The sequence below is a fragment of the Janthinobacterium rivuli genome (genome assembly GCF_029690045.1).
In the GTDB taxonomy this organism is placed as follows: domain Bacteria; phylum Pseudomonadota; class Gammaproteobacteria; order Burkholderiales; family Burkholderiaceae_D; genus Janthinobacterium; species Janthinobacterium rivuli.
This window is the reverse complement of the sequence record NZ_CP121464.1, coordinates 2,357,300-2,382,099: the sequence shown is the minus strand read 5'-3', so window position 1 is coordinate 2,382,099 and position 24,800 is coordinate 2,357,300. Positions and strand designations below refer to the sequence as shown.

Below are 24,800 nucleotides of genomic sequence, written 5' to 3'. Positions count from 1 at the left end.
TCCGTTTTCTCGCTATACTGGCATAGTCAGATTTTCCACGATCACTCCAACCCGCAATGCAAAGGATTAATATGCAACTCAAAGACAAAGTCGCACTGATTACCGGCGCCGCCAGTGGTATCGGCAAGGAAATGGCCATTGAATACGCAAAACAGGGCGCCAAGGTCGTCATCGCCGACCTGGCCCTGGAAGCGGCCAGCAAGACGGCCGAGGAAATCAAGCAGTCGGGCGGCCAGGCGTTTGCCGTCGCCATGGATGTCTCGAGCGAAGAACAAGTCGACAAGGGCGTGGCCGATGCCGCGGCCCACTTCGGCGGCATCGATATCCTGATCAGCAATGCGGGCATCCAGATCATCAGCCCCGTCGTCGACTACCCGTTCGAGCAATGGAAAAAGATGCTGGCCATTCACATGGACGGCGCCTTCCTCACCACGCGCGCCTGCATGCGCGAAATGATCAAGGCCGGCCGCGGCGGCGCCATCATCTACATGGGTTCCGTGCACTCGCATGAAGGCTCGCCGTTCAAGAGCGCCTACGTGGCCGCCAAGCACGGTTTGCTGGGCCTGGCCAAGGTGGTGGCCAAGGAAGGCGCGAAAGATGGCATCCGCGCCAACGTCATCTGCCCGGGCTTCGTGCGCACGCCACTGGTCGACAAGCAAATCCCCGAACAGGCGGCCCAGCTGAACATCAGCGAAGAAGACGTGATCAAGAAAGTCATGCTGAAAGACACCATCGACGGCGAATTCACCACCACGCAAGACGTGGCGCAAACGGCCGTGTTCCTGGCGGCGTTCCCGTCGAACGCCCTGAGCGGACAATCGATCGTCGTCAGCCACGGCTGGCACATGCAATAACACGTAGCGTCTCCGGCAGGCGGCGCCGTCCGCCTGCATCACCGCATCTGAAAGTTCCCAATTGCAAGACAACACTTACCGCCACCCGCGCGCGGGCTGGCCGGGGCAATTGTTTGCCGCGCTCGCCAATTGCACGCGTTTTGCCAGTGTGCGCCAGGCCGTCATGTCGCGCCTGCCCTTCCTGACCCTGCACAGCGACGTGCGCGATGTCGTCTACGTGAGCTGGCTGGTCGATGCCGCTGCCGCGCAGCGGATGCTGCCCGCCGGCGTGACCCTGTGGCAACGCGACGGCAAGACGCCGTTCACCGTGCTGACCTACCGCCACGGGCATTTCGGCCCGGCACTGCTCGGCCGCTTGCGCCGCCTGCTGCCGTCTCCGCTGCAAAGCAACTGGCGCCTGTACCTCGATCACACGCCAGCGGGCGCGCCGGACGTGCCTTGCGTGTATTTTTTGAAAAATATCATGGACAGCCTGCCCCATGCGCTGGGCACGCGGCTGTTCAGCGACATCCTGCCGACCCACCTGGCCGCCGGCATGGCGCTGGAAGTCACGGCCACGCAAGCGCGCTGCAGCATTGCCAGCGGCGCCGGCAGCGCGCCGCTGCTCGACGTGCAGGCGGACATCACGGCTGAGCATGGCCTCGATGCCGGCTGGCAGCAACTGTTCGGCAACTGGCGCGACGCCGTCGCCTTCCTCGCCTGCCAGGATGCGGCCATCGCGCATGTGCCACGCAACGGCAAGCTCGTCTTTGGCGAAATCGACTTGCCCGTTGATGTGGATCAGGTGCAAGCGCTGATGGCCGTGCGCGCCGACTGCGGCTTGCTGGGGCAACTGCCGCCCGTGTCAGCACCGTTTGCCTTTGTCGTGCCCGAGGTTGCCTTCAAGGCGCTGTCAGAGCGCCTGCTGTAGCGCGGCGTCGCTCGGGCGCGCGCAGGGGAACAGCTTGGCCGCCCCTGCGCCGTTCCAGCTTGAACAGGGCCATCGCCTGCTCCAGCTGCAAGGTCTGATCCTGCAGCGACGCGGACGCCGCCGCCGATTCCTCGACCAGCGCCGCGTTCTGCTGCGTCACTTCATCCATTTGCGTGACGGCCATGTTGACTTGACCGATGCCGTGGCTTTGCTCGCGCGACGCCGACGCGATCTCTTCCATGATGCCGTGCACGCCCTGCACGGCGCCCAGCATTTCCGCGCTGCTGGCGCCCGCCTGCTGCGCCAGCTTCGCGCCCGCCTGCACCTGCGCCAGCGATGCCGTGATCAATTGCTTGATTTCCGTGGCGGCCGACGCGCTGCGATGGGCCAGGCTGCGCACTTCGCCCGCCACGACGGCAAATCCCCGCCCCTGGTCGCCCGCGCGCGCCGCTTCCACGGCCGCGTTCAAGGCGAGGATATTCGTCTGGAAGGCAATGCCTTCGATAATGCCCGTAATGTCGCCGATCTTCTTCGATGAAGCGTTAATGTCCGCCATCATCGCCACCATCTGGCCGACGAGTTCGCCGCCGCGCCCGGCCAGGCCGTGCACCTTGCCCGCCATGTCGCTGGCCTGCACGGCGTTGCCGCTGTTTTGCTGCACCGTGGCCGCCAGTTGCTCCATGCTCGACGCCGTCTGCTGCAGGGCCGACGCCTGCGCCTCCGTGCGGCCCGACAAATCCATATTGCCGGCGGCAATTTCCTGGCTGGCCATACTGATGCGCAAGAAATTGCCGCGCACGTCGCCAACGATGGAATGCAAGTTCACGCGCAGCTGGCGCAAGGAACGCAGCAGCTGCCCCATCTCGTCGCGCCGTGTCGTATCGAGTTCGCCCGTCAGGTCGCCGCCCGCCATCACGTCGCAGGCCTGGCGCGCCTGCTGCAGCGGTTGCAGCACGGCGCGGTGCAAGCTGTGCCAGAAATACAGGGTGGCGCACACGGCCAGCACGGACAGGCCCGTCAGCCAGCCGTGGCTTGCATCGGGCAGCACGCCCGCATTCCACGCCAGCTGCAGCAGCAACACCAGGCTCAGCAAACCCAAATTCCAGCCGATACGCTTGCCCAGCGGCAGATCGCGCAAGCTCGCCAGCCTGGCCAGCCAGCCCGTGCGCACGGCCGCGCCCTGGCTGATGACAAGGCCATCGGCCTGCCCCGCCTTGATGCGCGCGTACAGGGCGGACGCCTGCGCCACCTGCTGGCGCGTGGGCTTGGTGCGCACGGACATGTAGCCGACAGCCACGCCGTCTTCCACCACGGGCGTCACGTTCGCCAGCACCCAGTAGCAATCGCCGTTCTTGCAGCGGTTTTTCACCATGCCGCTCCACGACCGGCCCGAGCGGATGGTGGCCCAGAAATCGGCGAACGCTTCGACCGGCATGTCCGGATGCCGGAGGATGTTTTGCGGCGCACCGATCAATTCTTCCGCGCTGTAACCGCTGACGGCGATGAAATACGGGTTGGCATACGTGATATTGCCTTGCAAGTCGGTAGTCGAGACGATGGTCTCGGTATCGCTCAGATTGATTTCGGTATCGCTGACGGGAAGATTGAGTCGCATGGTCACATCCTCAGAAGTAGCCCGTACGGTGACGGGTATGCGGACAAGGAACGGTCGCCAGCCAGGAAAGCGGACACGGCACTGGCACCATTATTTTAATATTTTATTATTAACAAAATGCACTTTATTACGGCCGTGCCAGCCGTCATGCCATGGCGGCTTCGCCGGCCCAGTAACGGTCGACGTCCTGCAAGCGCCAATCCGTTGCGCTTTCCGTGGAAACAATGCGCTCCTGGCAACCCGGCGCGGCCAGGTCGACGACGGCCGGCGCGATGCACGTGCCGGCGCGGATGGAAAAAAAGACGCGCACGGTGGGCGCGGTCAGCGGCTTGCCCGGCGCCTGTCCCACCACGACGGCCAGACGTTCCGACTGCAGCCGTACCAGGGTGCCCAACGGATAGATGCCCAGGCATTTGACGAAGGCGGCGAACAGTTGCGCGTCGAGATGCCCGCCGCGCCAGGCGGCCATGCGGCGCAGCGAATCGGCCGGGCACCAGCCCTGCTTGTACGGCCGGTTCGAGGTGATCGCATCGTACACGTCGCAAATGGCGCCCATGCGCGCAAACAGGCTGACTTCCTCGCCGCGCAATCCCTCCGGGTAACCGCTGCCATCGAGCTTTTCATGGTGGTGCAGGCACACGTCGAGCGCCACCGGATCGATCTCGCCCACTTCGCGCAGCATGCGGTGCCCGGCGGCCGGATGGGCGCGCACGGAAGAAAATTCCGCTTCGCTGAGGCTGCCCGGCTTGTTGAGGATGGCGGACGGCACGGCCATCTTGCCGATATCGTGCAGCAAGCCCGCCAGGCCGGCCGAGCGCACCTGCTCGGGCGCCAGGCCCAGCTCCCTGGCCAGCGCCGTCATCAGCGCGCACACGGCCACCGAATGCATATACGTGTAATTGTCGGCGGTTTTCAGACGCGCCAGGCCTAGCAGCACGTTACCGCCGCGCAGCACCGACGCGGCGATATCGTCGACCAGTGTATAGGCCTGCGCCGCAGACAAAGCCTTGCCCATGCGCACCTCGTCAAACATGGTCTGCACGGCCTGGCGCGAACGTTCGATCAGGCGCCGGGCTTGCGCCAGTTCCTCGTCGCGCGACCTGGCTGGCGCCGCATTCGGGACGGGGCCGCTACCTGTTGCCGGCGCGACTGCAGCCAGCGGCACGGAAGGCGGCACGGCAGGCGGCACGGCAACCGGCGGCGCCAGCCCCCGCGCCGTATCGATCCATACCTCGCAGAGGCGTGCCGCGCGGATACGTTCCAGGTCAGCCGGCAACTCGAGCAGGAAGGAACGCGCCCAGAACGGGTTATCGAGCCAGGAACGGCCCAGGCGCTCGACATACATTCCCAGCACCAGTTCACTACTCCTTATTTTTTTCAGCACGACGGTTCTCCACACAGTCAGATCGCGGCATTTACTTGCGCATTATCAATATCATACGCTGAAAAAATAATGATTAAACCGAATATTTATTTTATATGGCAGAATCGCAATAAATACAACAATAATCACCAATTCTATCGCTTTCATTGAAATAAATATTAAATTAATAAATATGTCAATTAAATCATGCAGAATTTACAGTTTTGCATGTATTCTGCCGATCATGGCGGCGCATGCCTGCCAGCGGCCTCATGGGCCGCCGCTTGGGCATACTGTGCGGAAGGGAAGTGCGCCAGCGCCGGCGCCCCGACGTGGGGCTGGCGCTATGGCGAAAGAAGTATCAGGCGGACGCGCGAACGGCGTCGCGGCCGGCGGCTTAGCGCGGCACGTAGCGCCAGCTGGCGTTTTCCAGCATAAAGGTCAGTTCCGTCTTGATGGCTTCCGGACGGCTCGGCACGCTCAATTCTGTATCGCATACCAGATAGCCCGTCTTGCGCTTGACGACGCACTCGTTGACGGCCTTGACCTGCATGGTGCTTTGCGCTTCCTGCATCTGCACGTCCTTGGCCGCTTCCGGATTGCGCGCCACTTCTTCCTTGGCCCAGGCGCGTATCATCGCCTGCGCCTCGGCCGGCGATGGCCCCGTGAACCTGGCGTTCTTGCGTTCGACGCCAACCCAGGTGCCGCCCTCATTACGCAATGGCAGTACGTTAAAAGCATCGCGCATGCCGGCGCTCATGCCCACCAGGCACACCACTTCGCCTGGCACTTCCTGCGACTCCTGGCAGCCGACCAGGCTGGTGACCTTGACGGCGATCGGTACCGGCATAGCCGATTGCATCTTGGCTTGGGTCTTGGCCACGCCCGCCTGCACGGCGGCGTGGATTTGTTCGAGTGTCGGCATGGTGGCGGCATGGGCCGGCAGGATAGCGAACAGGGCGGCGGCGGTCAGGGCGATGGAAGTCAGGCGCATGGGTATCGGGAGTAGTGAGCTAAGGCCGGCAGTCTAGCACTTTGCATAACAACAGCTGTTTCTATTGAGAATGACCCTCGCCATCGGGGGCGAGAAAGGCGCCGCCCGCATCCGCCTGCCCGCGCAGGCGCAGGCCGATGGCGCGCAGCATCTCGACCAGTTCGCGCAAGCGCAAGCCCTCGTCCGTCAGCCGGTATTCCACCTTGACGGGCACTTCCGCATAAATCGTGCGCGTCAGCAAACCGGCCTCTTCCAGCGCACGCAAGTCCAGGGTCAGCATGCGCTGCGAGATATTCGGCACGGCGCGGCGGATTTCGCTGAAGCGCTTCGGACCCGCCATCAGATAGCTGAGCAGCACGGTTCTCCAGCGCCCGCCCAGCAAGCGCATGGCTTCTTCCACGGCGCAGCCGGAGACATTGTCTTTCATGGTTTGCTTCCTGCGTGGTATAAAAAATGTACCTATACCACATTATTCTGCCTTCTTCCAAATAGTAACCATTGCCCTTAGACTGCCCTTCCCCACCCAACTTGGAGTTTCGACTTGGAAACCACCCTGATCTACAGCGTCCCGTTCGGCTGCTCGTTTGCCGCCATTGCCGCCCTCGAATGGAGCGGTTTGCCGTATCGTTTGGCCCGCGTGGAAGCGCGCGACCCGGCCAGCAAGCAGCATCCGGCCTTTCTCGCCATCAATCCGCTGGGCCAGACGCCGGCCCTGCTCACGCACACGGGTGCGCCGCTGCTGGAAAGCATGGCGATCCTGCTGCACCTCGCCGCCCGCGCGCCAAACAGCAAGCTGGGTTATGCGCAAGGCACGCCGCAATACGACCGCCTGAACAGCGTGCTGTCCTTTTTGCACACGACCTTTCACGCGGCCTTCATGCCCGCCTTCCAGGCCGCGCGTGCGGCACCGGACGATGCGCGCGCGGCCGTCTGGCGCGAGATGGCCATCGAGAAGGTCAACAAAAGCCTGGCCCACCTGGAGCGCCTGCTCGCTGGCCGCGCCTGGCTGGCATCGGACACGGCGCCGACCATCGCCGACGCCTATCTGGCGGCCACGGCGCGCTGGGCAGAACCGCTGCAGCTGGCCAGCCTGGCCGATTATCCGAACACGGCGCGCGTGCTGGCCGCGCTGGAACAGGACCCCGGCATCCGCTTCGCCCACGCCATCGAAGCTGGCTTGCCGGCCGCCAGCCAGGGCGGTTTCCGGGGCCACGTGGCGCTCGACCAACTGGCCACTCAGGCCGGCTAACCGGCGGTCAACTCCCGCAGCTGGCGCGTCTTTATTGCTATGATGTCGGCCTGCCGGCGGTACAGCCGGCCACGTTCATATCACATCAACAACGTCGCAATAACATTGGGAGTTTGAATGAGTTTACGTCTGCTGCTCTTGGGAGCATTCAGTGCCGCCCTGGCCACCACGGCCGCCGTGCCGGCCTTGGCCGCGCCGCGCGGGTTTACCGTGGAAGACATGGTGGCCATGGAACGTGTGGGCAGCCCCGTGCTGTCGCCGGACGCCACGCGCGTCGTCTACACGGTGCGCACCACCAACCTGGATAAAAACCGCGGCAACACGCAGCTGTGGATGATCGACCTGCGCGCACCGAATGCGGCGCCACGCCAGCTCACGCGCGGCGATGCCAGCGCCAGCGACCCGCAATGGTCGCCGAACGGCGACGCCATCTACTTCCTCTCGGGCCGCTCCGGCTCCTCGCAAGTGTGGCAACTGCCCCTGAACGGCGGCGAAGCGGCCAAGGTCACCGACCTGGCGCTGGACGTCGACACCTACCGTTTGTCGCCACAGGGCGACCGCCTGGCCTTCAGCATGGGCGTCTTCCTCGATTGCGCGGACATCGCCTGCACGAAAAAGCGCCTCGATGACAAAGCCAAGAACAAGGCGAGCGGCATGGTCTACGACCAGATGTTCGTACGCCACTGGGATACCTGGGCCGATGGCCGCCGCAACGCGCTGTACTCGGCGCCGATCGATTCGACCGGCAAGGTCAGCGCCGCACCCGTGAGCCTGAGCGGCACCCTCGACGGCGACGCGCCGTCGAAACCGTTCGGCGACAACGGCGAATACCACTTCAGCCCGGACGGCAAAACCGTGGCCTTCTCCGTGCGCGTGGCTGGCCGCACGGAATCGTGGTCGACCAACTTCGACGTCTACACGATTCCTGCCGCCGGCGGCCAGGCGCCGCGCAACCTCACGGCCGACAATCCGGCCTGGGACGCGAAAGCCACCTGGTCGCCCGATGGCCGCACCCTGGCCTATGTCGCCATGACCAAGCCCGGCTTCGAAGCGGACCGTTTCCACCTGGTGCTGATGGATGTCGCCACCGGCAAGAAACGCACCGTGGCCGACGACTGGGACCGTTCCGTGGCCGACTTCCGCTGGACGCCGGACAGCAAGGCTTTCCTCGTCGCCGCCGATGACGTGGGCCAGCACCGTCTGTTCCACATCGACGCGGCCAGCGGCAAGGTCGCTGCGCTGACGGGCAAGGGCTCCGTGGGCGACTTCGACGTGCGCGGCAATACCATCGTGCTGGCGCAAGCGAGCCTGACGTCGGGCGCGCAGCTGTACACGCGCAAACTCGACGCCAAGTCGGAAACCGCGCCGATGGTGCAGCTGACGAAGCAGAATGCGGCAGCACTGGCCGATGTGCGTTTCGGCGAATATGAACAGTTCTCGTTCGCCGGCGCGAATAGCGAAACCGTCTACGGCCACGTCATGAAGCCATGGAATGCCAAGGCCGGTGAAAAGTATCCGGTCGCCTTCCTCGTGCACGGCGGCCCGCAAGGCAGCTTTGGCAACAGCTGGAGCTACCGCTGGAACCCGCAAGTGTATGCGGGCGCCGGCTACGCCACCGTCTTCATCGACTTTCACGGTTCGACCGGCTATGGCCAGAAGTTCACGGACTCCATCAGCGGCGACTGGGGCGGCAAGCCGCTGGTCGACTTGCAGAAGGGCCTGGAAGCGGCCACCAAGAAATTCCCGTGGCTGGACCGCGAGCGCAGCTGCGCGCTGGGCGCGTCCTACGGCGGCTACATGATGAACTGGATCGCCGGTAACTGGCCGGACGGCTTCAAGTGCCTGGTCAACCACGACGGCGTGTTCGACCAGCGCGGCATGGCTTACGCGACGGAAGAACTGTGGTTCACGGAATGGGAAAACGGCGGCCCGTACTACGACGCGCCAGCCAAGCACGAACAGTTCAATCCCGTCAACTTCGTGAAAAACTGGAAGACGCCGATGCTGGTGGTGCAGGGCGACCTGGACTTCCGCATCCCCACCGCGCAAGGCCTGGGCACCTTCACGGCGCTGCAGCGCCGGGGCATCCCGAGCAAGCTGCTGGTCTTCCCGGACGAGAACCACTGGGTGCTGAAGCCGGCCAATTCGCTGCTGTGGCATCACACGGTGCTGGACTGGTTGAATACCTACACGAAGAAGTAAACCCAAGCGAAAGGGCCGGGGTCGGACCCTGAAAGTCCGACCCCGGTATTTCGCCTTCAGGGTTAAAAAAGCCGCGCGGTGCATCCAGCACCGCGCGGCTTTTTCATGTTCATGTAGGTCGGATTAGCGCCGCACCGCGGCGCGTAATCCGACATCACCGCAACACATCAATACGTACTGAGCGCCTTGGCGAACTTCACGATCCACAAACGGCTAGGACGCTCGCGGTCGTCGCCGCGCGCCACGCGGATGGTGTTGGCCGCGTTGCAGCCGGCCGCGCTGCTCGTGACGATGGTGCCGCTCGCATCGACCGTGCACTTGGTCACGTCGGCGCCATCGACTTCCACGCCGGCCGCGTCATACACCTTGGTTTTCAGGCCGAAGTCATTGTCGTTGGCCAGCGCGATGGTGGAGTCGTCGACCAGGGTCAGGCCTTCCGCCTTTTCCGCCGCCCAGCCGATGGCGTTCAAGTCCAGCAGCAGGGTTTTCTTCAACGGCGTGACGGCGGCCCAGTCGGCGCCATTGACGGCCGCGCCACCCATGCTGCTCTTTTCCAGATCGGACGTCGCCGCGTTGAAAGCGGCGGCCGCGATATCCGTGGCACCCTTCAATTCGACCAGCATCAGTTTATTGAACACCTTGCCCGACGGCGCGGCACCCTGCTCGATGACGAGGAACTTGCCGCCGCCCAGCGCCACCATGTCGCCCAGCTTGGCGTTGCCCGTGCGGCCATCCTGGTAGTCGGCGGCATTGAGCGGATATGCATACATCTTGCCGCTGGTGCCCGTCACCGGATCGAATTCGATCCAGCGCGTGAAGCGGGCAAAGCGCTCGACCTGTTCATTCTTCTTCGTTACCGAGTACGGCGCCGTGCCGTCGGACAAGGGGCTTTGCAGGAAGGCGTACAGCTTGTCGTTGCTCGTATCGAGGGTCATGCCTTCCATGCCACGGTTGGCGCGGCGCTTGGCGAACAGCGCCGGCAAGCCCTTGCCCGGCTCGTACTTGGCCTGGATGATGCCAGTGGCCGCATCGATCTTGACGATGAAGGGCCCGTATTCGTCCGAGACCCACAGCGCATTGCGCTTCGCGTCGACGACGATGGCTTCCGAATCGAGGCCGCCCGCATTGAAGACGGCCTTGCCGCTTGCGTCGAACTTCATCGCATCCATGACGGGAATCTCGGCCGAATTGCCGACGGCGCCCACGGGCACGGGCAAGCCCGAGCTGTTGACGCTCGCCGACACCTTGATCGGCGTCGACGAACTCAAGACGGCGCCGTTCTTGCCCACCGTGAGCACGCCGAACGAAGGGGTGAAGCTGGGCGACGGGAATATCTTGCTGCCGATCGTGCCCTTGCCCGATGGATCGGGCACCAGCGGGCCGTCGCCGTTCGGGCCACGGTCCGTCAATCCATAGAATTCCAGGTCGCCCGCCGCGTTCTTGCCCTTGTAGGCCAGGCCCGAGCCGTACGATGGCAGGAAGCCGTTCGGGAATTCGCCCTTGATCTTGGCGTTGGCGCCTTCGTACGGCACGTAGAATTTATCGGCTGCCTGGATCTGGTAGCGCGTCACGGTCACTTTCACTTCGCCGAGGGGATTGGCTTGCGTCAGCGCCTCGTTGACGGGCGCGCCCGCTTTCGAGGCGAGGGTGTCTTCGAAATGCTCGCGCACGAGGGCGCGGCGCTCCGCATCGACCGTGCGGCCGGCGAATTTCGCGCCCACGGCAGTCAAATGCGCGGACAGGGCAGCGTTGAAAACGGCCGGGGCGGCGGCAAAGTCCAGCGTCTTGCCGGCCAGCGCGGCCTTCACTTCCGCCGTCAGCCTGATGCCGTTCGACGGATCGCTGTCATCGTCGAGCAGTTGCAGCGCCAGCAGGCGGTTGACGACCTTGTCGTCCGCCACGTTGGTGCTGGCGGCCAGCGCCAGCGGCGTGACGATGGCGCCGCATGGGGCAGAACCCAGGGCCAGGCCACCCACGCTGAAGGCCACCGTATCGCCCGGATTGCACGTGAATTCGCCCTTGGCATTGGTGCTGGCCTTGGCCGCGCTGCCGGCCACGTAATCGAGTCCTTCCACCGCGCCGTCGAGGAACACGCCCGTTTGCGCCACGGGCCTAGAAGGCTCCGCCGGCGTGTTATCGCTGCCGCCACAGGCGGCCAGGGTCAGGCCGGCGGCGATGGCCAGCAGGGTCAGTTTCGGGATCGACGTTACGGCAGTGTTCATGCATTCCTCGGCTAAGGTGGGATTGAAGCCGTGGAGCATAACCAGTCAACGTGACAAGCCCATGACAGTCCTCATGCCTGTGGCATATCCGCCACGGGCCCGCCGATGCCGCCAAAGCGGCCATCGGCCTGGCGCCGGAATTGCTTCGGCGTGACGCCCTTCACCTGCAAAAAGCGGCGGTTGAAGTTGGCCACGTTCTGGAAGCCGACGTCATAGCAAACGTTGGAGACGTATTGATCCGTGTCCATCAGCAGCTGGCACGCCTTGTTGATGCGCAGGCGGCTGATGAAATCCGTAAAACTGTTGCCCGTCGCCTTGCGGAAGAAGCGCGAGAATTTACTCAGCGACATGCCCACCTGCTCGGCCAGCATTTCCGCCGAAATCGGCTCGCGGTAATTGTCCGTGATGTAGTTGAGGACGGAATTGACCTTGGCCAGGGTGGCGTCATCGTCGTAGGAACGCAGGGAGGCGCTCGACAGCAAGCGGTAATTGGCCGTGCGCGCCAGCTTGCTCATTAATTGCACGAATGCGGCAAAGCGTTCGGCGCCATGCGTGGCGCGGATGCGCGCCAGATGCTGCTCCGCTTCCGCTCCCATCCCGAAAAACTCCACGCCATAGCTGGAGCGTTCCAGCAGCGGCAGCAGTTCGCGCAATTCGGGGATGAGGCGCGCGGCGCCCGCCAAGGGCGCGTGGGCGAACTGCACGATCATGTCGCGCAGCGCCACGCCGCCCTCCGGCATGACGTTGGAAATCCAGTTGTGCGGCAATCGCGGGCCCGTCAGCACCAGGTGGCCGGGCGAAAATTCGCCGATATAGTCACCCACGAACAATCGCCCGCTGGTGGCGACGATCAGGTGCAGCTCATATTCCTCGTGGCAGTGCCAGCGCACGCGCGAGCTGGGGTAGCCATGTTCCAGGTAATTGATGATGCCATCGTAGCTTTCGCGTTCCAGTTCGGGCGCCTTGCGCTCGCTGTCCTTCTGCCATAGGTGTTCCATGCTAGTCTCTCCCAGGCTGTCCCCGCCTGCGCCCTCGAATGTACCTCAAAAAACCTCAGGCGCCAAAACGGCCCAGCGCCTGCTGGCGAAACTCCTTCGGCGTCATGCCCTTGAGTTCCAGGAAACGCCGGTTGAAATTGGCCACGTTATTGAAACCGGACTCGTAGCAGATGTTGCTGACGTAGCGCTCCGTCTCCATCAGCAGCTGGCAAGCCTTGTTGATGCGCAGGCGGTTGACGAAGTCCGTGAAGCTGTTGCCCGTGGCGCTGCGAAAGAAACGCGAAAACGTCCGCTCGGGCATGTCCACCTGCTCGGCCAGCTGTCTCAGCGAAAACTGGCTGCTGTAATTGTGCACGATGTAGTTGATGGCCGAACTGATGCGCGCCAGCGCCACGTCGTCGTCGCTCGATTGCATCGGCACCGTCGACAGCAGCTGGTAGTCGCTGGTCTGCGCCAGTTCTCCCAGCAGGGTCAAAAATTCGATGAAGCGCGGCAGGCCGCTGCTGTCGCGGATGCGCTGGAAGCGACGCAGCGATTGCTCGCTGACGCCAAAGAATTCCACGCCGTGCAAGGCGCGCTGCAGCAGCGGAAAAATATCCTTCAGTTCGGGAATGGCGGAGGCCATCGAGGCCAGCGGCGCATGCGAAAACTGGATCACCATGTCGCGCAAGGCCACGCCTTCGGGCGGCGTGCCGAGCGATACCCAGTTGTGTGGCACGCGCGGCCCCGTCAGCACCAGGTGGCCAGGCGTGAACTGGCCGATGTAGTCGCCAACAAAAACCTTGCCGCTCGTCTCGACGATCAGGTGCAGTTCGTACTCCTCGTGGTAGTGCCAGCGCACCAGTGCATTCGGAAAGCCGTGCTCGAGGTAGCGGATGAAGCCGAAACTGCCTTTCGGCTCGAAGCCGGGAGTGGCGTCGCGCTGCTGTTCCAGCTCCATTTGCGGCAATGAGGCATCGGCTTTGCGTGGCATGGCGCACCCTCCCCGTCAGGCGACGATCTGTTCCAGCGCCGCGCGCGCGCCCAGCCCATACAGACTGGCCAACGACTGCCCCACCGCCTGCGTGAACGCTGCTGTGTCGCTCAACTCGCCGAACAGTTCGCGCAAGGACAGCAAGGCCGCAGCGTCTGCCCCGCCCTGCAGCGCCAGCGCGCGCAGGCGCGCCGCATACGGGTCATTCAAGGGCATCTCGCGCCCCGCTTCGTCATGGCCTTCCAGGTAGCGGAACCAGCACGCCACGGTAAACGCCAGCAGCTCGATGGAGCCCCCCTTGGCCAGCGCTTCGCGCACGGACGGCAGGACGAATTTCGGGATGCGCGCGGAACCCTCCGTGCCGATGCGCGCCAGCTGGTCGCGCACGGCGGGGTTCGAGAAGCGCTCGATCAGGGTATCTTTATAGCGCGCCAGATCGATGCCTTCCACTTCGTCGAGCAAGGGCGTGACCTCGTCATCCATCATGCGCCGCACGAGTGCGCGGATGCCAGGATCTTCCATCGCTTCGTGCGCAAACGTGTAACCGAGCTGCATGCCGATGTAGCACAGGGCCTGGTGGCTGGCATTCAGGAGGCGCAGCTTCATTTTTTCATACGGCAGCACGTCGTGCGTCATCTGCGCGCCCACCAGCTCCCAGGCCGGCCGGCCCTGCGGGAATTCGTCTTCGATGACCCATTGGCGGAACGGCTCGCACACGACGGGCCAGGCGTCGATGATGCCGAAGCTGTCGCGCACCAGCGCCCGGTGTTCATCGGTGGTGGCCGGCGTGATGCGGTCGACCATGCTGTTGGGGAAGCTGCCATCGCTGGCCAGCCAGCGCGCCAGGTCCCCGTCGCGCAGGGCGACAAAGGCCAGCAGCATCTTGCGCGTGACGTCGCCATTGTTTTGCAGGTTATCGCAGGACATGATGGTAAACGGCGCCAGGCCCCGCTCGCGGCGCAGGGCCAGCGCGGCGGCCAGGTAGCCGAACGAGCAGCGCGGCGATTCCGGATGCGCCAGTTCATGCACGATATCGGGGTGTTGCGCGTCGAATTCGCCCGTGCCCTGGTTCACATAATAGCCGCCCTCGGTGATGGTCAGCGCGACGATGCGCGTGCCAGGGTCGGCCAGCTTTTCCAGCACGGCTTGCGGCTCGTCGGGCGCATACAGGTAGTCGCCGATGCAGCCGATGATGCGCGCCGTATCGCCGGCCGCGCTGCGCTCGACCACCGTGTACATGCCATCCTGCGCCCTCATGGCATCGCGCATGGCCGCATCGTGCGCCAGCAAGCCCACGCCGCAATAGCCCCACTGCGCGTGTTCCTGGCCCGGCAAGGCCAGCAAATCGTCGAGATACACGGCCTGGTGGGCGCGGAAAAAACCGCCCACGCCGATGTGCACGATGCTGGGCACGAGCGTCTCGCGCGCATACGCGGGCACGGTCACGTTCCCTGGCAGATTTGCCAGGTTCGCCTGTTTCAGTTCAATGGCGCTCATTTCAAACTCCCTTGGCGGCGGCATAGGTCTTGCCGGCGCGGTCAAAATAATGGACGAAGCCCGGCTCGAACGTCAGATGCGTCTGCTGGCCCGGCTGCAGGCTGCTGCGCTCCGCGCCGCGCGACACCACCTGCACGTTGTTCGGCAAGCGCACATAGGTCAGGGTTTCCACGCCCAGGGACTCCACCAGATCGACGGTGACGGGCACGCTGCCTGGCTGCGCCGCGCCCAAGTGCACGTGTTCCGGGCGGATGCCGACAAAGCCGTCCGCCTGCGCCGCGCTGCCCGCCTGCGCCAGCAACTGCGGCGCCGCATCGGCCGGCACCACGTTCATGCTGGGCGTGCCGATGAACTGGGCGACAAAGCGGTTCGCGGGACGGTCATACAATTCCAGGGGCGAGCCATGCTGCTCGATCTGCCCATCGCGCAGCACCACAACCCGGTCGGCCAGGGTCATCGCTTCGACCTGGTCATGCGTGACGTAAATCGTGGTGGCGCCCAGTTCGCGGTGCAGCTTGGCGATCTCGATGCGCGTCTGCACGCGCAGGGCCGCGTCGAGGTTCGACAGCGGTTCATCGAACAGGAACACTTTCGGGTCGCGCACGATGGCGCGGCCGATGGCCACCCGCTGGCGCTGGCCGCCCGACAGTTCCTTCGGCGTGCGCTCCAGGTAACGCCCAAGGTCGAGGATGGCGGCCGCCTTGTCGACTTTCTCGCGGATGATGGCCGGATCGACGCCGGCCAGTTTCAGCGCGAACGACATGTTCTGGAACACCGTCATGTGCGGATACAGCGCATACGATTGAAAGACCATCGCCAGGTCGCGCTTCGATGACGGCACGCTGGTGATGTCGCGCCCGTCGAGCGACAGCTTGCCGCCGTCGATCGGCTCCAGGCCCGCGATCAGGCGCAGCAAGGTGGATTTGCCGCAGCCGGACGGTCCGACAAAGACGACGAACTCGCCCTGTTTGATCTCCAGGTCGATGCCCTTGATGGCGCGGTGCTCGCCAAAGAATTTTTCGATATTGCTCAGTTGAAGGTAAGCCATGATTGTCTCATTTCTGATTTGTTTTCGATGCTACTTGACTGCGCCAAAGGTCATACCCTGGACCAGTTGTTTTTGGCAGAACCAGCCCAGCGCCATGATGGGCGCAATCGCCATCAGCGACGCGGCCGACAATTTGGCCCAGAACAGGCCTTCCGGGCTGGAATATGAGGCGATGAGCCAGGCCAGGGTGCCGGCGTTGGAGGCGCCCAGGTTCAGCGACCAGAACGATTCATTCCACGACCACACCATGCACACGAGCGCCGTGGAAGCGATGCCGCCCACGGACAGGGGCAGCACGACGTGGCGGAATTCATCCCACACGGTGGCGCCATCCATGCGCGACGCTTCGAGGATTTCGCGCGGCAGCTCCTTCATGCTCGTGTACAGCAGCCAGATCATGATGGGCAAATTCATCAGCATGAACATGATGGTCAGGCCGATACGCGTGTCGAGCAGGCCGAAATACTGGTAGCAGATATAGATGGGCATCAGGGCGCCCACACCGGGCATGTAGCGCGAGCTGAGCATGAATTTCAGCAAGCCGATGGTGCCGCCCGTGGGAAAGAAGGCCATCGAATACGCGGCCGGGATGGCGATCAACAGGCCAATGGCCGTCGACAGCACGCTGGTAAACAGCGAGTTCCACGCGTAGCCGAAGTAATTGTCGCGCGCCAGCACTTCGCGGAAGCTGTCGAGCGTGGGCGTGAAGAACAGCAGCGGCGGCGTGGAAATGGCTTGCCCTTCCGTCTTGAAGGCCATCAGGCCCAGCCAGAAGATGGGAAAGAACAGCAGCAGCGCGACCAGCCAGGCGGCGGCCGTGCGCCCATATAGATTGAGTTTGCTATGCATCAAGGTCTCCTTATTTCGACAGATTCTTGCCGATGACGCGCATCAGGAAGAAGGCGGCGATGTTGGCGATGAGCACGGCGAACAGGGCGCCGGCCGAGGCCGCTCCCACGTCATACGACAACAGTGCCTGCTGGTAAATCATGAAGGTGATGGTGGTCGTGTCGAAACCTGGACCACCGCCCGTGGTGGTAAAGATTTCCGCAAAGATCGACAGCAAAAAGATCATCTCGATCATCAGCACCACCGAGACGGCGCGGCCCAGGTGGGGAATGTAGAGGTAGCGCAGCTGCTGCAGATACGTGGCGCCATCCATGCGCGCCGCTTCCAGCTGTTCCCGGTCCATCGATTGCAGGGCCGTCATGAAAATCAGGCAGGCGAACGGCAGCCATTGCCACGAGACCATCATGATGATGGAAAACAGGGGGTGGGCCGACAGCCAGTCGACGGGCGTGGCGCCAAAGAACAGGCTGATCTGCGCGAACAGGCCGTAGATCGGGTTGAGCAGCATGTTCTTCCACATCAGGGCATTCACGGCCGGCATGACGAGGAAGGGCGAAATCAGCAGCACGCGCACGATGGCGCGTCCCGGGAACGCTTCATTGATCAGCAAGCCCAGCGCCGTGCCCAGCACCACCGTGATCAGCATCACGGAAAACAGCAGGGTGAAGGTATTCTGCAATGCCGGCAGGAAAGAGGCATCCGTAAAGAAAAAGTGAAAATTGTCCAGGCCATGGAATGGATGGCCGCTCGGATCGAGCATGGAATAGCGCACGAACGCGTAATACAGGGTGATCAACAGCGGGATCACGGAAATGACGGAGACGGCGACCACGGCCGGCGTCAGCAAAGTCCGGGGGATAATGCGTTTCATAGGATTCTCTTGGGACAAGGTGAAATCTGGGGTCAGACCCGGCGGGTCTGACCCCTGCTTTACGCCGTTGGGGTAAGCAAACTACTCGACAAGGACGCTGCGTTATTTGTAGTAGCCGCCCTTGCGCATTTCTCTTTCCGCCGTCTGCTGCGACAATTCCAGCGCCTGGTCCACCGTCACTTTGCCCAACAATGCTGCCGCCATCTGCTGGCCGGCCGCCACACCGATCACCTGGAATTCGGGAATCGACGCGAATTGCACGCCCACGTACGGCGATGGCGGCAAGGTGCTTTGCACGGCGCGCGTGGTGGCCAGGGCCTTGCCTTCGGCGGCGGCAAATTTCGCCACTTTCTGGAACTCGGGGCTCGCATACGTCGACTTGCGCGTGCCGGTCGGCACGTTGGCCCAGCTCGTTTCCTTGGCCACCAGTTTCACGTAGTCGGGCGAGGTGGCCCAGTTGATGAAGCGCTGCGCTTCATTCGGGTGCTTGGAGCTGGCTGGAATGGCCAGCGACCAGATCCACAGCCAGTTGGCGCCCCGCTCCGTCACGCCGACGGGCGACTGGGCAAACGCCACCTTGTCGGCCACTTTGCTTTGCTTGGGATCCGTGATGAAGGAGGCGGCAATCGTCGCGTCGATCCAGATGCCGCACTTGCCCTGGTTGAACAGCGCCAGGTTTTCATTGAAGCTGTTGGCGGCCGCGCCCGGCGGGCCGTATTTCTTCATCAGGTCGACATACATGGTGACCGCGTCTTTCCACGGCTTGCTGGTAAATTGCGGCTTCCATTTCATGTCGAACAGCTGGCCGCCGTAGGAATTGGCCATGGTGGTGATCAGGGCCATATTGTCGCCCCAGCCCGGCTTGCCGCGCAGGCAGATGCCGTACACGCCGTTGGCCGGATCGTGCAGCTTGGCCGCCACGTCGCGCAGCTGGTTCCAGCTTGGGCGGTCCTCGATCGTCACGCCCGCTTTTTTGACGAGGTCGCTGCGGTACATGATCATCGAGCTTTCGCCATAGAACGGCGAGGCGTACAGCTTGCCGTCGCCGGACAGCCCTTCGCGGATGGCGGGCAGCAAGTCGTCGATATCGTACTTGGCGTCCGGCTTGATGGGGATCAGCCAGTTTTTCTTGCCCCAGATGGGCGTTTCATACAGGCCGATGGTCATCACGTCGAACTGGCCGCCCTTGGTGGCGATATCGGTGGTCATGCGCTGGCGCAAGACGCCCTCTTCCAGGGTCACCCATTTGAGCTTGATGTCGGGATTGGCTTGCTCGAAGAACTTGCTGAGCTTTTGCATTTCGATCATGTGGCCGTTGTTGACGGTCGCGATGACCAGGTCGGTAGCGGCGAAAGCGGACGAGCTGAGGCAGCCGGCGATCAGCGCGGCAATGGCGGAACGTTTCATTGTGTGTCTCCAGTGTTTTTTGTCGTTGGCAATGCTCAGGTACTTGGCACCACGACCACAATGTAGCACCGGACTTTGATACTTTCTGATACTCCAAAACCGCAATTCGATACTCCTTTGCAAACCTGCCATGCGCAAGAGTATCGATATGTGGCAAAAACAACACTCTGAAAGAAAGTATCAGCACTTGCACGTTTTGTATCAGGGTGGTTAAAAAAGCGCTGCTAGACTTGGTTTTCGGCATTAGACCGCGTGCGGTGACCGTCCCCCTGGGCGCCACCGTTACCACCTACATTCTTCTGGAGACCGCATGAACCGCACTGCATTGAAAACCTTACCTGCCCTCATCCTGGCCCTCGCCAGCGCTTCCGCCATGGCCGACCCCATGTACCCAAGTGACGCCGAAGGCTTCCATGGCTACCTGCGCGCTGGCGCCGGCAGCAATACCTCGGGCGACGGCGGTTCGCAAGGCTGCTTCGGCCTGGGTGGCAATACCATGAAATACCGTCTGGGCAATGAGTGCGACGCCTACACGGAATTCGGCTACACCAAGTCCGTCGCCAAGTCCGGCGGCGTGAACTACCTGGCCACCATCTGGGTCAACGCCTACGCGCCAAACTCGGATTTCGGCGACAACAAACTGGGCATCGTCAAGGCCTATGTCGAAGCGCAGGGACTCGATTTCCTGAACGGCGGCACGGCCTGGATAGGTAAGCGCTTCTACTACCGTCCTGACATCCACATGCTGGACTTGCAGTACATCAACATGAACGGCACGGGCGCCGGCCTGGACCGCATTCCTGCAGGACCGGGTAAATTCTCGTACGCCTTCTTCAAGGACAACGACGTCAAGGTCCCGTTGCCGAACGGCGGCGTCAACACCAAATCGGCCGTGCGCCAGAACTTCATCTTTGGCGAGATTCCCGTCAATGAAAACGGCACGCTGGACCTGGCCGCGACCTACATCATCGGCGAAGGTAAGGATGACGTCATCACTGGTAAGCGCAATAACGGCTGGCAGCTGTCGGCATTCCACCGTCAAGGTAAAGTGTTTGGCGGCGGCAATACCTTCGGCGTGCAGTACGGCGTCGGTCCCGGCACCGGCAAGGGCGCACAGTTCGGCGCTTCGGGCGACACCGGTTTGGGTTCGGACGTGAAACGCACGCGTATCTTCAATGACATGGCGATCCAGCCGATGGCCAACTTCGGCATGGAATTCGTCGCCCTGTGGCAAAAAGACGAGTCGAACGCCAACGGTTCCTCGACCTGGACCTCGGTCGGCGTGCGTCCCGTGTATGCCTTCACCGACAACTTCAAGCTGGTGGGCGAACTGGGCACGGACCGCGTGACGCAAGCGGGCGGCCTGCCGGCCAAGCGCTTGACCAAGCTGACCATCGCCCCGACGATCTCGGCCGGTCCTGGCCTGTGGTCGCGTCCTGAACTGCGCGCTTTCGTCACCTACGGCAAATGGAACGATGCGGCTACCGCCTCGGTCAATGCGTCGAACAACGGCGGCCCGATCTACAACAACAATACCAGCGGCACCTCGTATGGTTTCCAGGTAGAAACCTGGTTCTAAACGGAATCAGCGGTAAAAACTAAAAAAGGGCGGAACCTCGGTTCCGCCCTTTTACTTTACGGCATCACCAATTTACGGCAGCGCCACCGGCAGTTCCGGATACTCCTGCGTCAACGCATACTTGGTGCCGCCCACGGTGACCGTGTAGTTGGCCGGTCCCGAGATCGGCAAGCGGTAGTTCAGGGTCAGCGCCACGGAGCCGCCCGGCGCCAGCGATTGCCAGGCGGGAATCGCAAAGCGGGCACGGTTGTAGTTCTTCGTAAAGCCGCCGATATTGTTCGGCCCCGTGTAGCCGGCATTGATCACCGTCAAGCCGAAGCCGGACTGGTCGCTCATGTCCGACGGTGCCGACACGGGATAGTCGAACTCCACCACGGTGCCGCCCGGCAGGGTCGACGTGGTGTTGTTCTTCACCGTCATCACGGGATTGATGGGGAAGTTGTTGTCGCCCAGCTTCCATCCGCCCAGGGTGATGCTGACGTTGGCCGCCGTGCCCGGCATGGCGATTTCGGCGCGCTTGTTGCCATACACGCCAGCCGTGCGGAAAGCCTGGTACAGCACGTCCGTCAGGGTGGTACCCATGAAGTACTCGCCCTTGCCGCTGTTGCGCGTGGCATCCCAGGCATAGTCGCCCGCCATTTCCCAGATCATCACGCCGCCGATATTGTTGTTGACGATGTACTGGGCCTTGGCCGCGATCGATTGCGTGGTTTCCGTGGAAATGAACACTTTCTTGGTCGCATTCCACAGCCACGGCGCCACCATGGTACTGCTGTAATACGGCACATAGCTGCCCACCAGCGCCTTGTCCGTGACTTTATACGCATCGAGGTAGCTTGGAACGATGCCGTTCTGCAAGTTCAGCGCATGCCAGATGGGGTTGCCACCGCCCGGCGTGGGGTTGCCCTGCGAGTCCAGGTCGTACCAGACGTTGTCGATGCCAGTGGCGCCCGTGCCGCAGGTCTTGGTGCCGGCGCAGGTGACAGTGGAACTGATCAGTGGCGTCGTGCCCCACAGGCCGTTCGTGCCGCCCGTCACATCCTTCCAGCCCCGCGTGTAGAACGGCACGCCGATATTGATGCGTCCCGCCTGCATGGCGCCCCGGTAGTAGCGGTAAGCCCAGTCCGTGTTCAGGTAGCCGATGTTCTGGAACTGGTAGGCGTTACCGGCACGCAATTCACCATCGTTGCCGTCGTCAAACAGCGCCGCGTTCGGCCCCACATACTGGTTCCATGCGCCGTGCAAGTCATAGCTCATCAGGCTGGCGTAATCGAGATATTTCAATCCCGACATGTTTTCTTCGCCACGCAAGACCCAGCCCGAGGCGGAACCGGCGATAGTCAGCAGATAGTATTTATTGTCCTGCACGGCCGCTTCGTCGAGCTTCTGGCGCAGTACTTTCAGCAGCAGGTTATAGCTCGTCATCAGGCCGGCCAGGCGCGGCTTCGAGACGGCGAAGTCGTTCGGATTACCCGCTTCATTGTTGGTGGTCGGGTGTTCGTAATCGACATCGACGCCATCGAAGAAGTTATATTGGCGCACGAAGGCCACCATGGAATCGGCCAGGGTATTGATGCCGGCCGTATTGATGCTGCCATCCGCGTTCGTCGTGGCCGTGTAGAAGCCGCCGCTGCCGGCCCAGCCGCCCACGGATATCATCAATTTGACGCCTGGATACTTCTTCTTGTATTGCGACAGCAAGTTGAAGTGGCCCTTGTACGGCAGCGACGGGTCCATGGCGGCGGCCGGCACGTTCGGCCATGTGAGGCCCGTATCGGGATTGGCCGCGCCGCTGCCGATGGCGATTTTTGACGTGGCCGGGTCGACGGAAGCGAACGCATAGTTCAGGTGGGTGATCTTGTCCCACGGCAGGTTATTCACGAGGTAAGTCGGGCTGCCATCGACGCCCGTGCGCCAGCTGGCGAAGTAGCCGACGATGCGCCGGTTCAAGCCATTGCTCAGCACTTCGCGGCCATTCGTATCGTACACCTTGCAGTACGGCACATTCGGCACGGCCGAGATCAGGCCGTCAGGACGGCAAGCTGTGGGGGTCGGTGTCGGTGTCGGTGTCGGTGTCGGCGTTGGCGTCGGGGTCGGGGTCGGCGTTGGCGTTGGCGTTGGCGTCGGTGTTGGCGTCGGCGTATCCGTCACGGCCCATGGGCCCCACTGGTCCGTGGCGCTGGGGACATTGCCCTGCGTCCACCACTTGGCCTTGTAGGTGACGCCTTGGTAGAGCACGCACTGGCCGCCCGTGTAGACGGTGGCGGCATCCCAGACGGCGCACGCTTCGACGGCGGCGAGCAAGGTGTTCGGGGTGGCGGTCGTACCGTCCTGGCCTCCGCCTCCGCAAGCGACGAGTACGCCGCTGAGCAGGGCCATCAATAATGCATTCGATTTCATGTTGTATTGGTCTCCGTTATGGTTTTACATCGAGAGCTGTTGCAGGCCCCTGAAGGGGCTCTTGTCAACTGTTATCCCTGGCTGGCTGGTCCTGCTTTTGCTGCTACTGCAACTTCACATTCCAGTTGGCTTCCACGCATTTCACGTAGTTCCCGGCCAGCAAGGCGCTGTACGGGGTTTGATAGCTGACCAGCTGGCATTGATTGTCGCCACCGGCGCTCCAGTTCTTTTCCCAATAAATGTTGTAGGAAGCGGAACTGGCCGGGGTGAAGCGTTGCATGTTGGCGCAAGACAGTTGTTCGCCGGAATAATCCCAGCCCATGTCGGCGGCAAATTGCTTGTAGTAATCGATGCGGTTTTGCGCGGCCTGCTTTTCCGTGCCCTGCCCGCATTCGGCGTTGATGATCATGATGGTGGTGGCAAAGTTATTGCCCGCACCCGCCGTCGTATCGGCCGCGTTCGGCACCCACGTACCGTCCAGCACATCCAGCATCGACGGCTTCGGCGGTTGCGGATAGACAAAGAAAAACGTGGCCGAGGCCAGGTTCAGCCAGGTCGACGCCACCAGGTCCGGGTTCTTCAGCAGCACGGATTGATCGCCGTCATGCATGGCTTGCGAAAAGGGACCGTAGTTGTAGTTGTACGACAACTGCTTGGCGCCGCGGCCAAAATATTTCTTGAAGCTGCCGTCGGCGTTCTTGCCGCAGGTCCACACCTTGTTGAAGACGGGATCGGCGCACTCGACGTTGTAGCCGCAGCCGGCGCCCGTTTCGTCGCAGCCCAGCTCGCGCAAATACTTCAAACCCTGGCGCCATTGCGGCAGCGGGCTGCTGGCGTTATGGTCGCCCGTTTCCTGCACAAAATGGGCGAACATGGTGGACAGGCTGTGGCGGCAGATGGCGTCCGCATTGCGTCCGTTACTGTAGTCGTCGCACACGGCGGGGAACTTGGCCACGGCTTGCAGGAAGCGCTGGTACGTGTAGCTGGCGTCGCGCGCGGCAAAATAGTAATCCCACTTCGCCGCCGGCAGCAGGCGTTCGACCCGCTTGACGTTGAGCGGATTGCTGGCCAGGCCAGGCTGGACGGCTTCGACGGCCGCATTGCCCAGGGTGCGGATCGACGCCTTGACCTTGCGAAAGAAATCGTTGTTCGTCAGCGCCGCCTCGTTGGCCTCGGCCTGGGCCTTGGTGGGCACGCCTGGCGTGGGCGTGGGCGTGGGCGTCGGGGTCGGCGTCGGCGTCGGCGTCGGCGTCGGCGTTGGAGTGGGCGTTGGCGTCGGGGTTGGCGTGCTCGTATCGAGACTCCACGGTCCCCACTGGTCGTTGTTCGGCGCCGTGCCCTGCACCCACCATTTGGCGCGGTACACCTTGCCGTCATAGACGGCGCACTGGCCCGCCGTGTAGACGGCGCTGGCGCTCCAGGCCGCGCAACTGTCGCTGGCGGCCGTGGCGGCCAGCAGGGTCGATGGGGGTTCGGTGGTGGAATTGCCGCCGCAAGCGAGCAGCGCGCTGCCCAGCAGGCCAGCCATCAAAGGCGAGGCCAGCCGGCTAATTTGCCGTGTCTTCACAGTGTCTCCTGAACGTTATACGAAAACTATCGAAGTAGCTTTTTATGTTGTACGTAAAGAAAGCACAGCGAAGCGTCGGCTTTCTGCACAGAGAATGCGACGCCCTAAATTGGTAGTCAAGTGGTTTTGTATAACGGTGTTTTTTACAATACCAGTGCTGAGGATTGTTGCTTTGGCAAGCGATGCAGCGGCGAATGGGGGA

Annotated in this window: 19 protein-coding genes; 5 read left to right on the top strand and 14 right to left on the bottom strand. The window is 62.7% G+C overall.

Going from position 1 to position 24,800, the window contains the following annotated elements:
* The first annotated feature begins 71 nt into the window (after positions 1-71).
* Together P9875_RS10930 and P9875_RS10925 are read left to right on the top strand one after the other, a co-directional pair.
* A complete protein-coding gene (locus P9875_RS10930) occupies positions 72-854 on the top strand; it encodes a 3-hydroxybutyrate dehydrogenase (protein ID WP_070257772.1) in 783 nt (260 codons plus the stop codon).
* 61 nt (positions 855-915) lie between these two features.
* Positions 916-1,764, top strand: a complete 849-nt coding sequence (locus tag P9875_RS10925; RefSeq protein ID WP_278318379.1) for a DUF2071 domain-containing protein — start codon at positions 916-918, stop codon at positions 1,762-1,764.
* On the opposite strand, the gene P9875_RS10920 is transcribed toward P9875_RS10925, so the two are convergent.
* The 4 genes from P9875_RS10920 to P9875_RS10905 form a co-directional block, all read right to left on the bottom strand.
* Entirely contained in the window at positions 1,736-3,379 is a 1,644-nt protein-coding gene (locus tag P9875_RS10920) for a methyl-accepting chemotaxis protein (RefSeq protein ID WP_176390365.1), read from the bottom strand. The two genes, P9875_RS10925 and P9875_RS10920, sit on opposite strands and share 29 nt — an antisense overlap.
* 145 nt (positions 3,380-3,524) lie before the next feature.
* Positions 3,525-4,763, bottom strand: a complete 1,239-nt coding sequence (locus P9875_RS10915) for an HD-GYP domain-containing protein (RefSeq protein WP_278318378.1) — start codon at positions 4,761-4,763, stop codon at positions 3,525-3,527.
* Positions 4,764-5,139: 376 nt separating this feature from the next.
* Positions 5,140-5,736: a hypothetical protein gene (locus P9875_RS10910; protein ID WP_278318377.1), complete on the bottom strand. Its 597-nt coding sequence runs from the start codon at positions 5,734-5,736 to the stop codon at positions 5,140-5,142.
* Positions 5,737-5,797: 61 nt separating this feature from the next.
* On the bottom strand, positions 5,798-6,163 hold the full coding sequence (locus P9875_RS10905; protein ID WP_278318376.1) for a winged helix-turn-helix transcriptional regulator: 366 nt from the start codon (positions 6,161-6,163) through the stop codon (positions 5,798-5,800).
* 114 nt (positions 6,164-6,277) lie between these two features.
* Between P9875_RS10905 and P9875_RS10900 the strand changes: the two genes are divergently transcribed.
* Positions 6,278-6,985, top strand: a complete 708-nt coding sequence (locus P9875_RS10900; RefSeq protein WP_278318375.1) for a glutathione S-transferase family protein — start codon at positions 6,278-6,280, stop codon at positions 6,983-6,985.
* A 117-nt stretch (positions 6,986-7,102) separates the two neighbouring features.
* On the top strand, positions 7,103-9,187 hold the full coding sequence (locus tag P9875_RS10895) for an alpha/beta hydrolase family protein (RefSeq protein WP_278318374.1): 2,085 nt from the start codon (positions 7,103-7,105) through the stop codon (positions 9,185-9,187).
* A gap of 167 nt (positions 9,188-9,354) precedes the next feature.
* Here the strand turns inward: P9875_RS10895 and P9875_RS10890 are convergent, their stop codons facing one another.
* From P9875_RS10890 to P9875_RS10855, 8 genes are all read right to left on the bottom strand, one after another.
* Positions 9,355-11,409: an esterase-like activity of phytase family protein gene (locus P9875_RS10890; RefSeq protein ID WP_278318373.1), complete on the bottom strand. Its 2,055-nt coding sequence runs from the start codon at positions 11,407-11,409 to the stop codon at positions 9,355-9,357.
* A gap of 71 nt (positions 11,410-11,480) precedes the next feature.
* Complete coding sequence (locus tag P9875_RS10885; RefSeq protein ID WP_278318372.1) at positions 11,481-12,407, bottom strand: AraC family transcriptional regulator; 927 nt, start codon at positions 12,405-12,407, stop codon at positions 11,481-11,483.
* Positions 12,408-12,462: 55 nt separating this feature from the next.
* The gene (locus P9875_RS10880; RefSeq protein ID WP_278318371.1) at positions 12,463-13,380 is read right to left on the bottom strand and encodes an AraC family transcriptional regulator; all 918 of its coding nucleotides are present in this window, start codon (positions 13,378-13,380) and stop codon (positions 12,463-12,465) included.
* Between the two features lie 15 nt (positions 13,381-13,395).
* On the bottom strand, positions 13,396-14,877 hold the full coding sequence (locus P9875_RS10875) for a mannitol dehydrogenase family protein (protein WP_278318370.1): 1,482 nt from the start codon (positions 14,875-14,877) through the stop codon (positions 13,396-13,398).
* Position 14,878: 1 nt separating this feature from the next.
* Entirely contained in the window at positions 14,879-15,925 is a 1,047-nt protein-coding gene (locus tag P9875_RS10870) for an ABC transporter ATP-binding protein (protein ID WP_219313367.1), read from the bottom strand.
* A gap of 30 nt (positions 15,926-15,955) precedes the next feature.
* Complete coding sequence (locus P9875_RS10865) at positions 15,956-16,774, bottom strand: carbohydrate ABC transporter permease (protein WP_035826517.1); 819 nt, start codon at positions 16,772-16,774, stop codon at positions 15,956-15,958.
* A gap of 10 nt (positions 16,775-16,784) precedes the next feature.
* A complete protein-coding gene (locus tag P9875_RS10860) occupies positions 16,785-17,645 on the bottom strand; it encodes a carbohydrate ABC transporter permease (protein WP_035826515.1) in 861 nt (286 codons plus the stop codon).
* 102 nt (positions 17,646-17,747) lie between these two features.
* Positions 17,748-19,052, bottom strand: a complete 1,305-nt coding sequence (locus tag P9875_RS10855; protein ID WP_278318369.1) for an ABC transporter substrate-binding protein — start codon at positions 19,050-19,052, stop codon at positions 17,748-17,750.
* Between the two features lie 310 nt (positions 19,053-19,362).
* Here P9875_RS10855 and P9875_RS10850 point away from each other — a divergent pair, with 310 nt between their 5' ends.
* The gene (locus P9875_RS10850) at positions 19,363-20,631 is read left to right on the top strand and encodes a maltoporin (protein ID WP_278318368.1); all 1,269 of its coding nucleotides are present in this window, start codon (positions 19,363-19,365) and stop codon (positions 20,629-20,631) included.
* Positions 20,632-20,703: 72 nt separating this feature from the next.
* On the opposite strand, the gene P9875_RS10845 is transcribed toward P9875_RS10850, so the two are convergent.
* Both P9875_RS10845 and P9875_RS10840 read right to left on the bottom strand, forming a co-directional pair.
* A complete protein-coding gene (locus P9875_RS10845; protein WP_278318367.1) occupies positions 20,704-23,031 on the bottom strand; it encodes a chitinase C-terminal domain-containing protein in 2,328 nt (775 codons plus the stop codon).
* A gap of 103 nt (positions 23,032-23,134) precedes the next feature.
* Positions 23,135-24,598, bottom strand: a complete 1,464-nt coding sequence (locus P9875_RS10840; RefSeq protein ID WP_278318366.1) for a glycoside hydrolase family 19 protein — start codon at positions 24,596-24,598, stop codon at positions 23,135-23,137.
* Positions 24,599-24,800: the final 202 nt, after the last annotated feature.

Coding starts and splice junctions, on each gene's coding strand:
- P9875_RS10930 (WP_070257772.1), top strand. CDS start 72: ATGCAACTCAAAGACAAAGTCGCACTGATTACCGGCGCCGCCAGTGGT.
- P9875_RS10920 (WP_176390365.1), bottom strand. CDS start 3,379: ATGCGACTCAATCTTCCCGTCAGCGATACCGAAATCAATCTGAGCGAT.
- P9875_RS10910 (WP_278318377.1), bottom strand. CDS start 5,736: ATGCGCCTGACTTCCATCGCCCTGACCGCCGCCGCCCTGTTCGCTATC.
- P9875_RS10905 (WP_278318376.1), bottom strand. CDS start 6,163: ATGAAAGACAATGTCTCCGGCTGCGCCGTGGAAGAAGCCATGCGCTTG.
- P9875_RS10895 (WP_278318374.1), top strand. CDS start 7,103: ATGAGTTTACGTCTGCTGCTCTTGGGAGCATTCAGTGCCGCCCTGGCC.
- P9875_RS10890 (WP_278318373.1), bottom strand. CDS start 11,409: ATGAACACTGCCGTAACGTCGATCCCGAAACTGACCCTGCTGGCCATC.
- P9875_RS10885 (WP_278318372.1), bottom strand. CDS start 12,407: ATGGAACACCTATGGCAGAAGGACAGCGAGCGCAAGGCGCCCGAACTG.
- P9875_RS10880 (WP_278318371.1), bottom strand. CDS start 13,380: ATGCCACGCAAAGCCGATGCCTCATTGCCGCAAATGGAGCTGGAACAG.
- P9875_RS10875 (WP_278318370.1), bottom strand. CDS start 14,877: ATGAGCGCCATTGAACTGAAACAGGCGAACCTGGCAAATCTGCCAGGG.
- P9875_RS10870 (WP_219313367.1), bottom strand. CDS start 15,925: ATGGCTTACCTTCAACTGAGCAATATCGAAAAATTCTTTGGCGAGCAC.
- P9875_RS10865 (WP_035826517.1), bottom strand. CDS start 16,774: ATGCATAGCAAACTCAATCTATATGGGCGCACGGCCGCCGCCTGGCTG.
- P9875_RS10860 (WP_035826515.1), bottom strand. CDS start 17,645: ATGAAACGCATTATCCCCCGGACTTTGCTGACGCCGGCCGTGGTCGCC.
- P9875_RS10855 (WP_278318369.1), bottom strand. CDS start 19,052: ATGAAACGTTCCGCCATTGCCGCGCTGATCGCCGGCTGCCTCAGCTCG.
- P9875_RS10850 (WP_278318368.1), top strand. CDS start 19,363: ATGAACCGCACTGCATTGAAAACCTTACCTGCCCTCATCCTGGCCCTC.
- P9875_RS10845 (WP_278318367.1), bottom strand. CDS start 23,031: ATGAAATCGAATGCATTATTGATGGCCCTGCTCAGCGGCGTACTCGTC.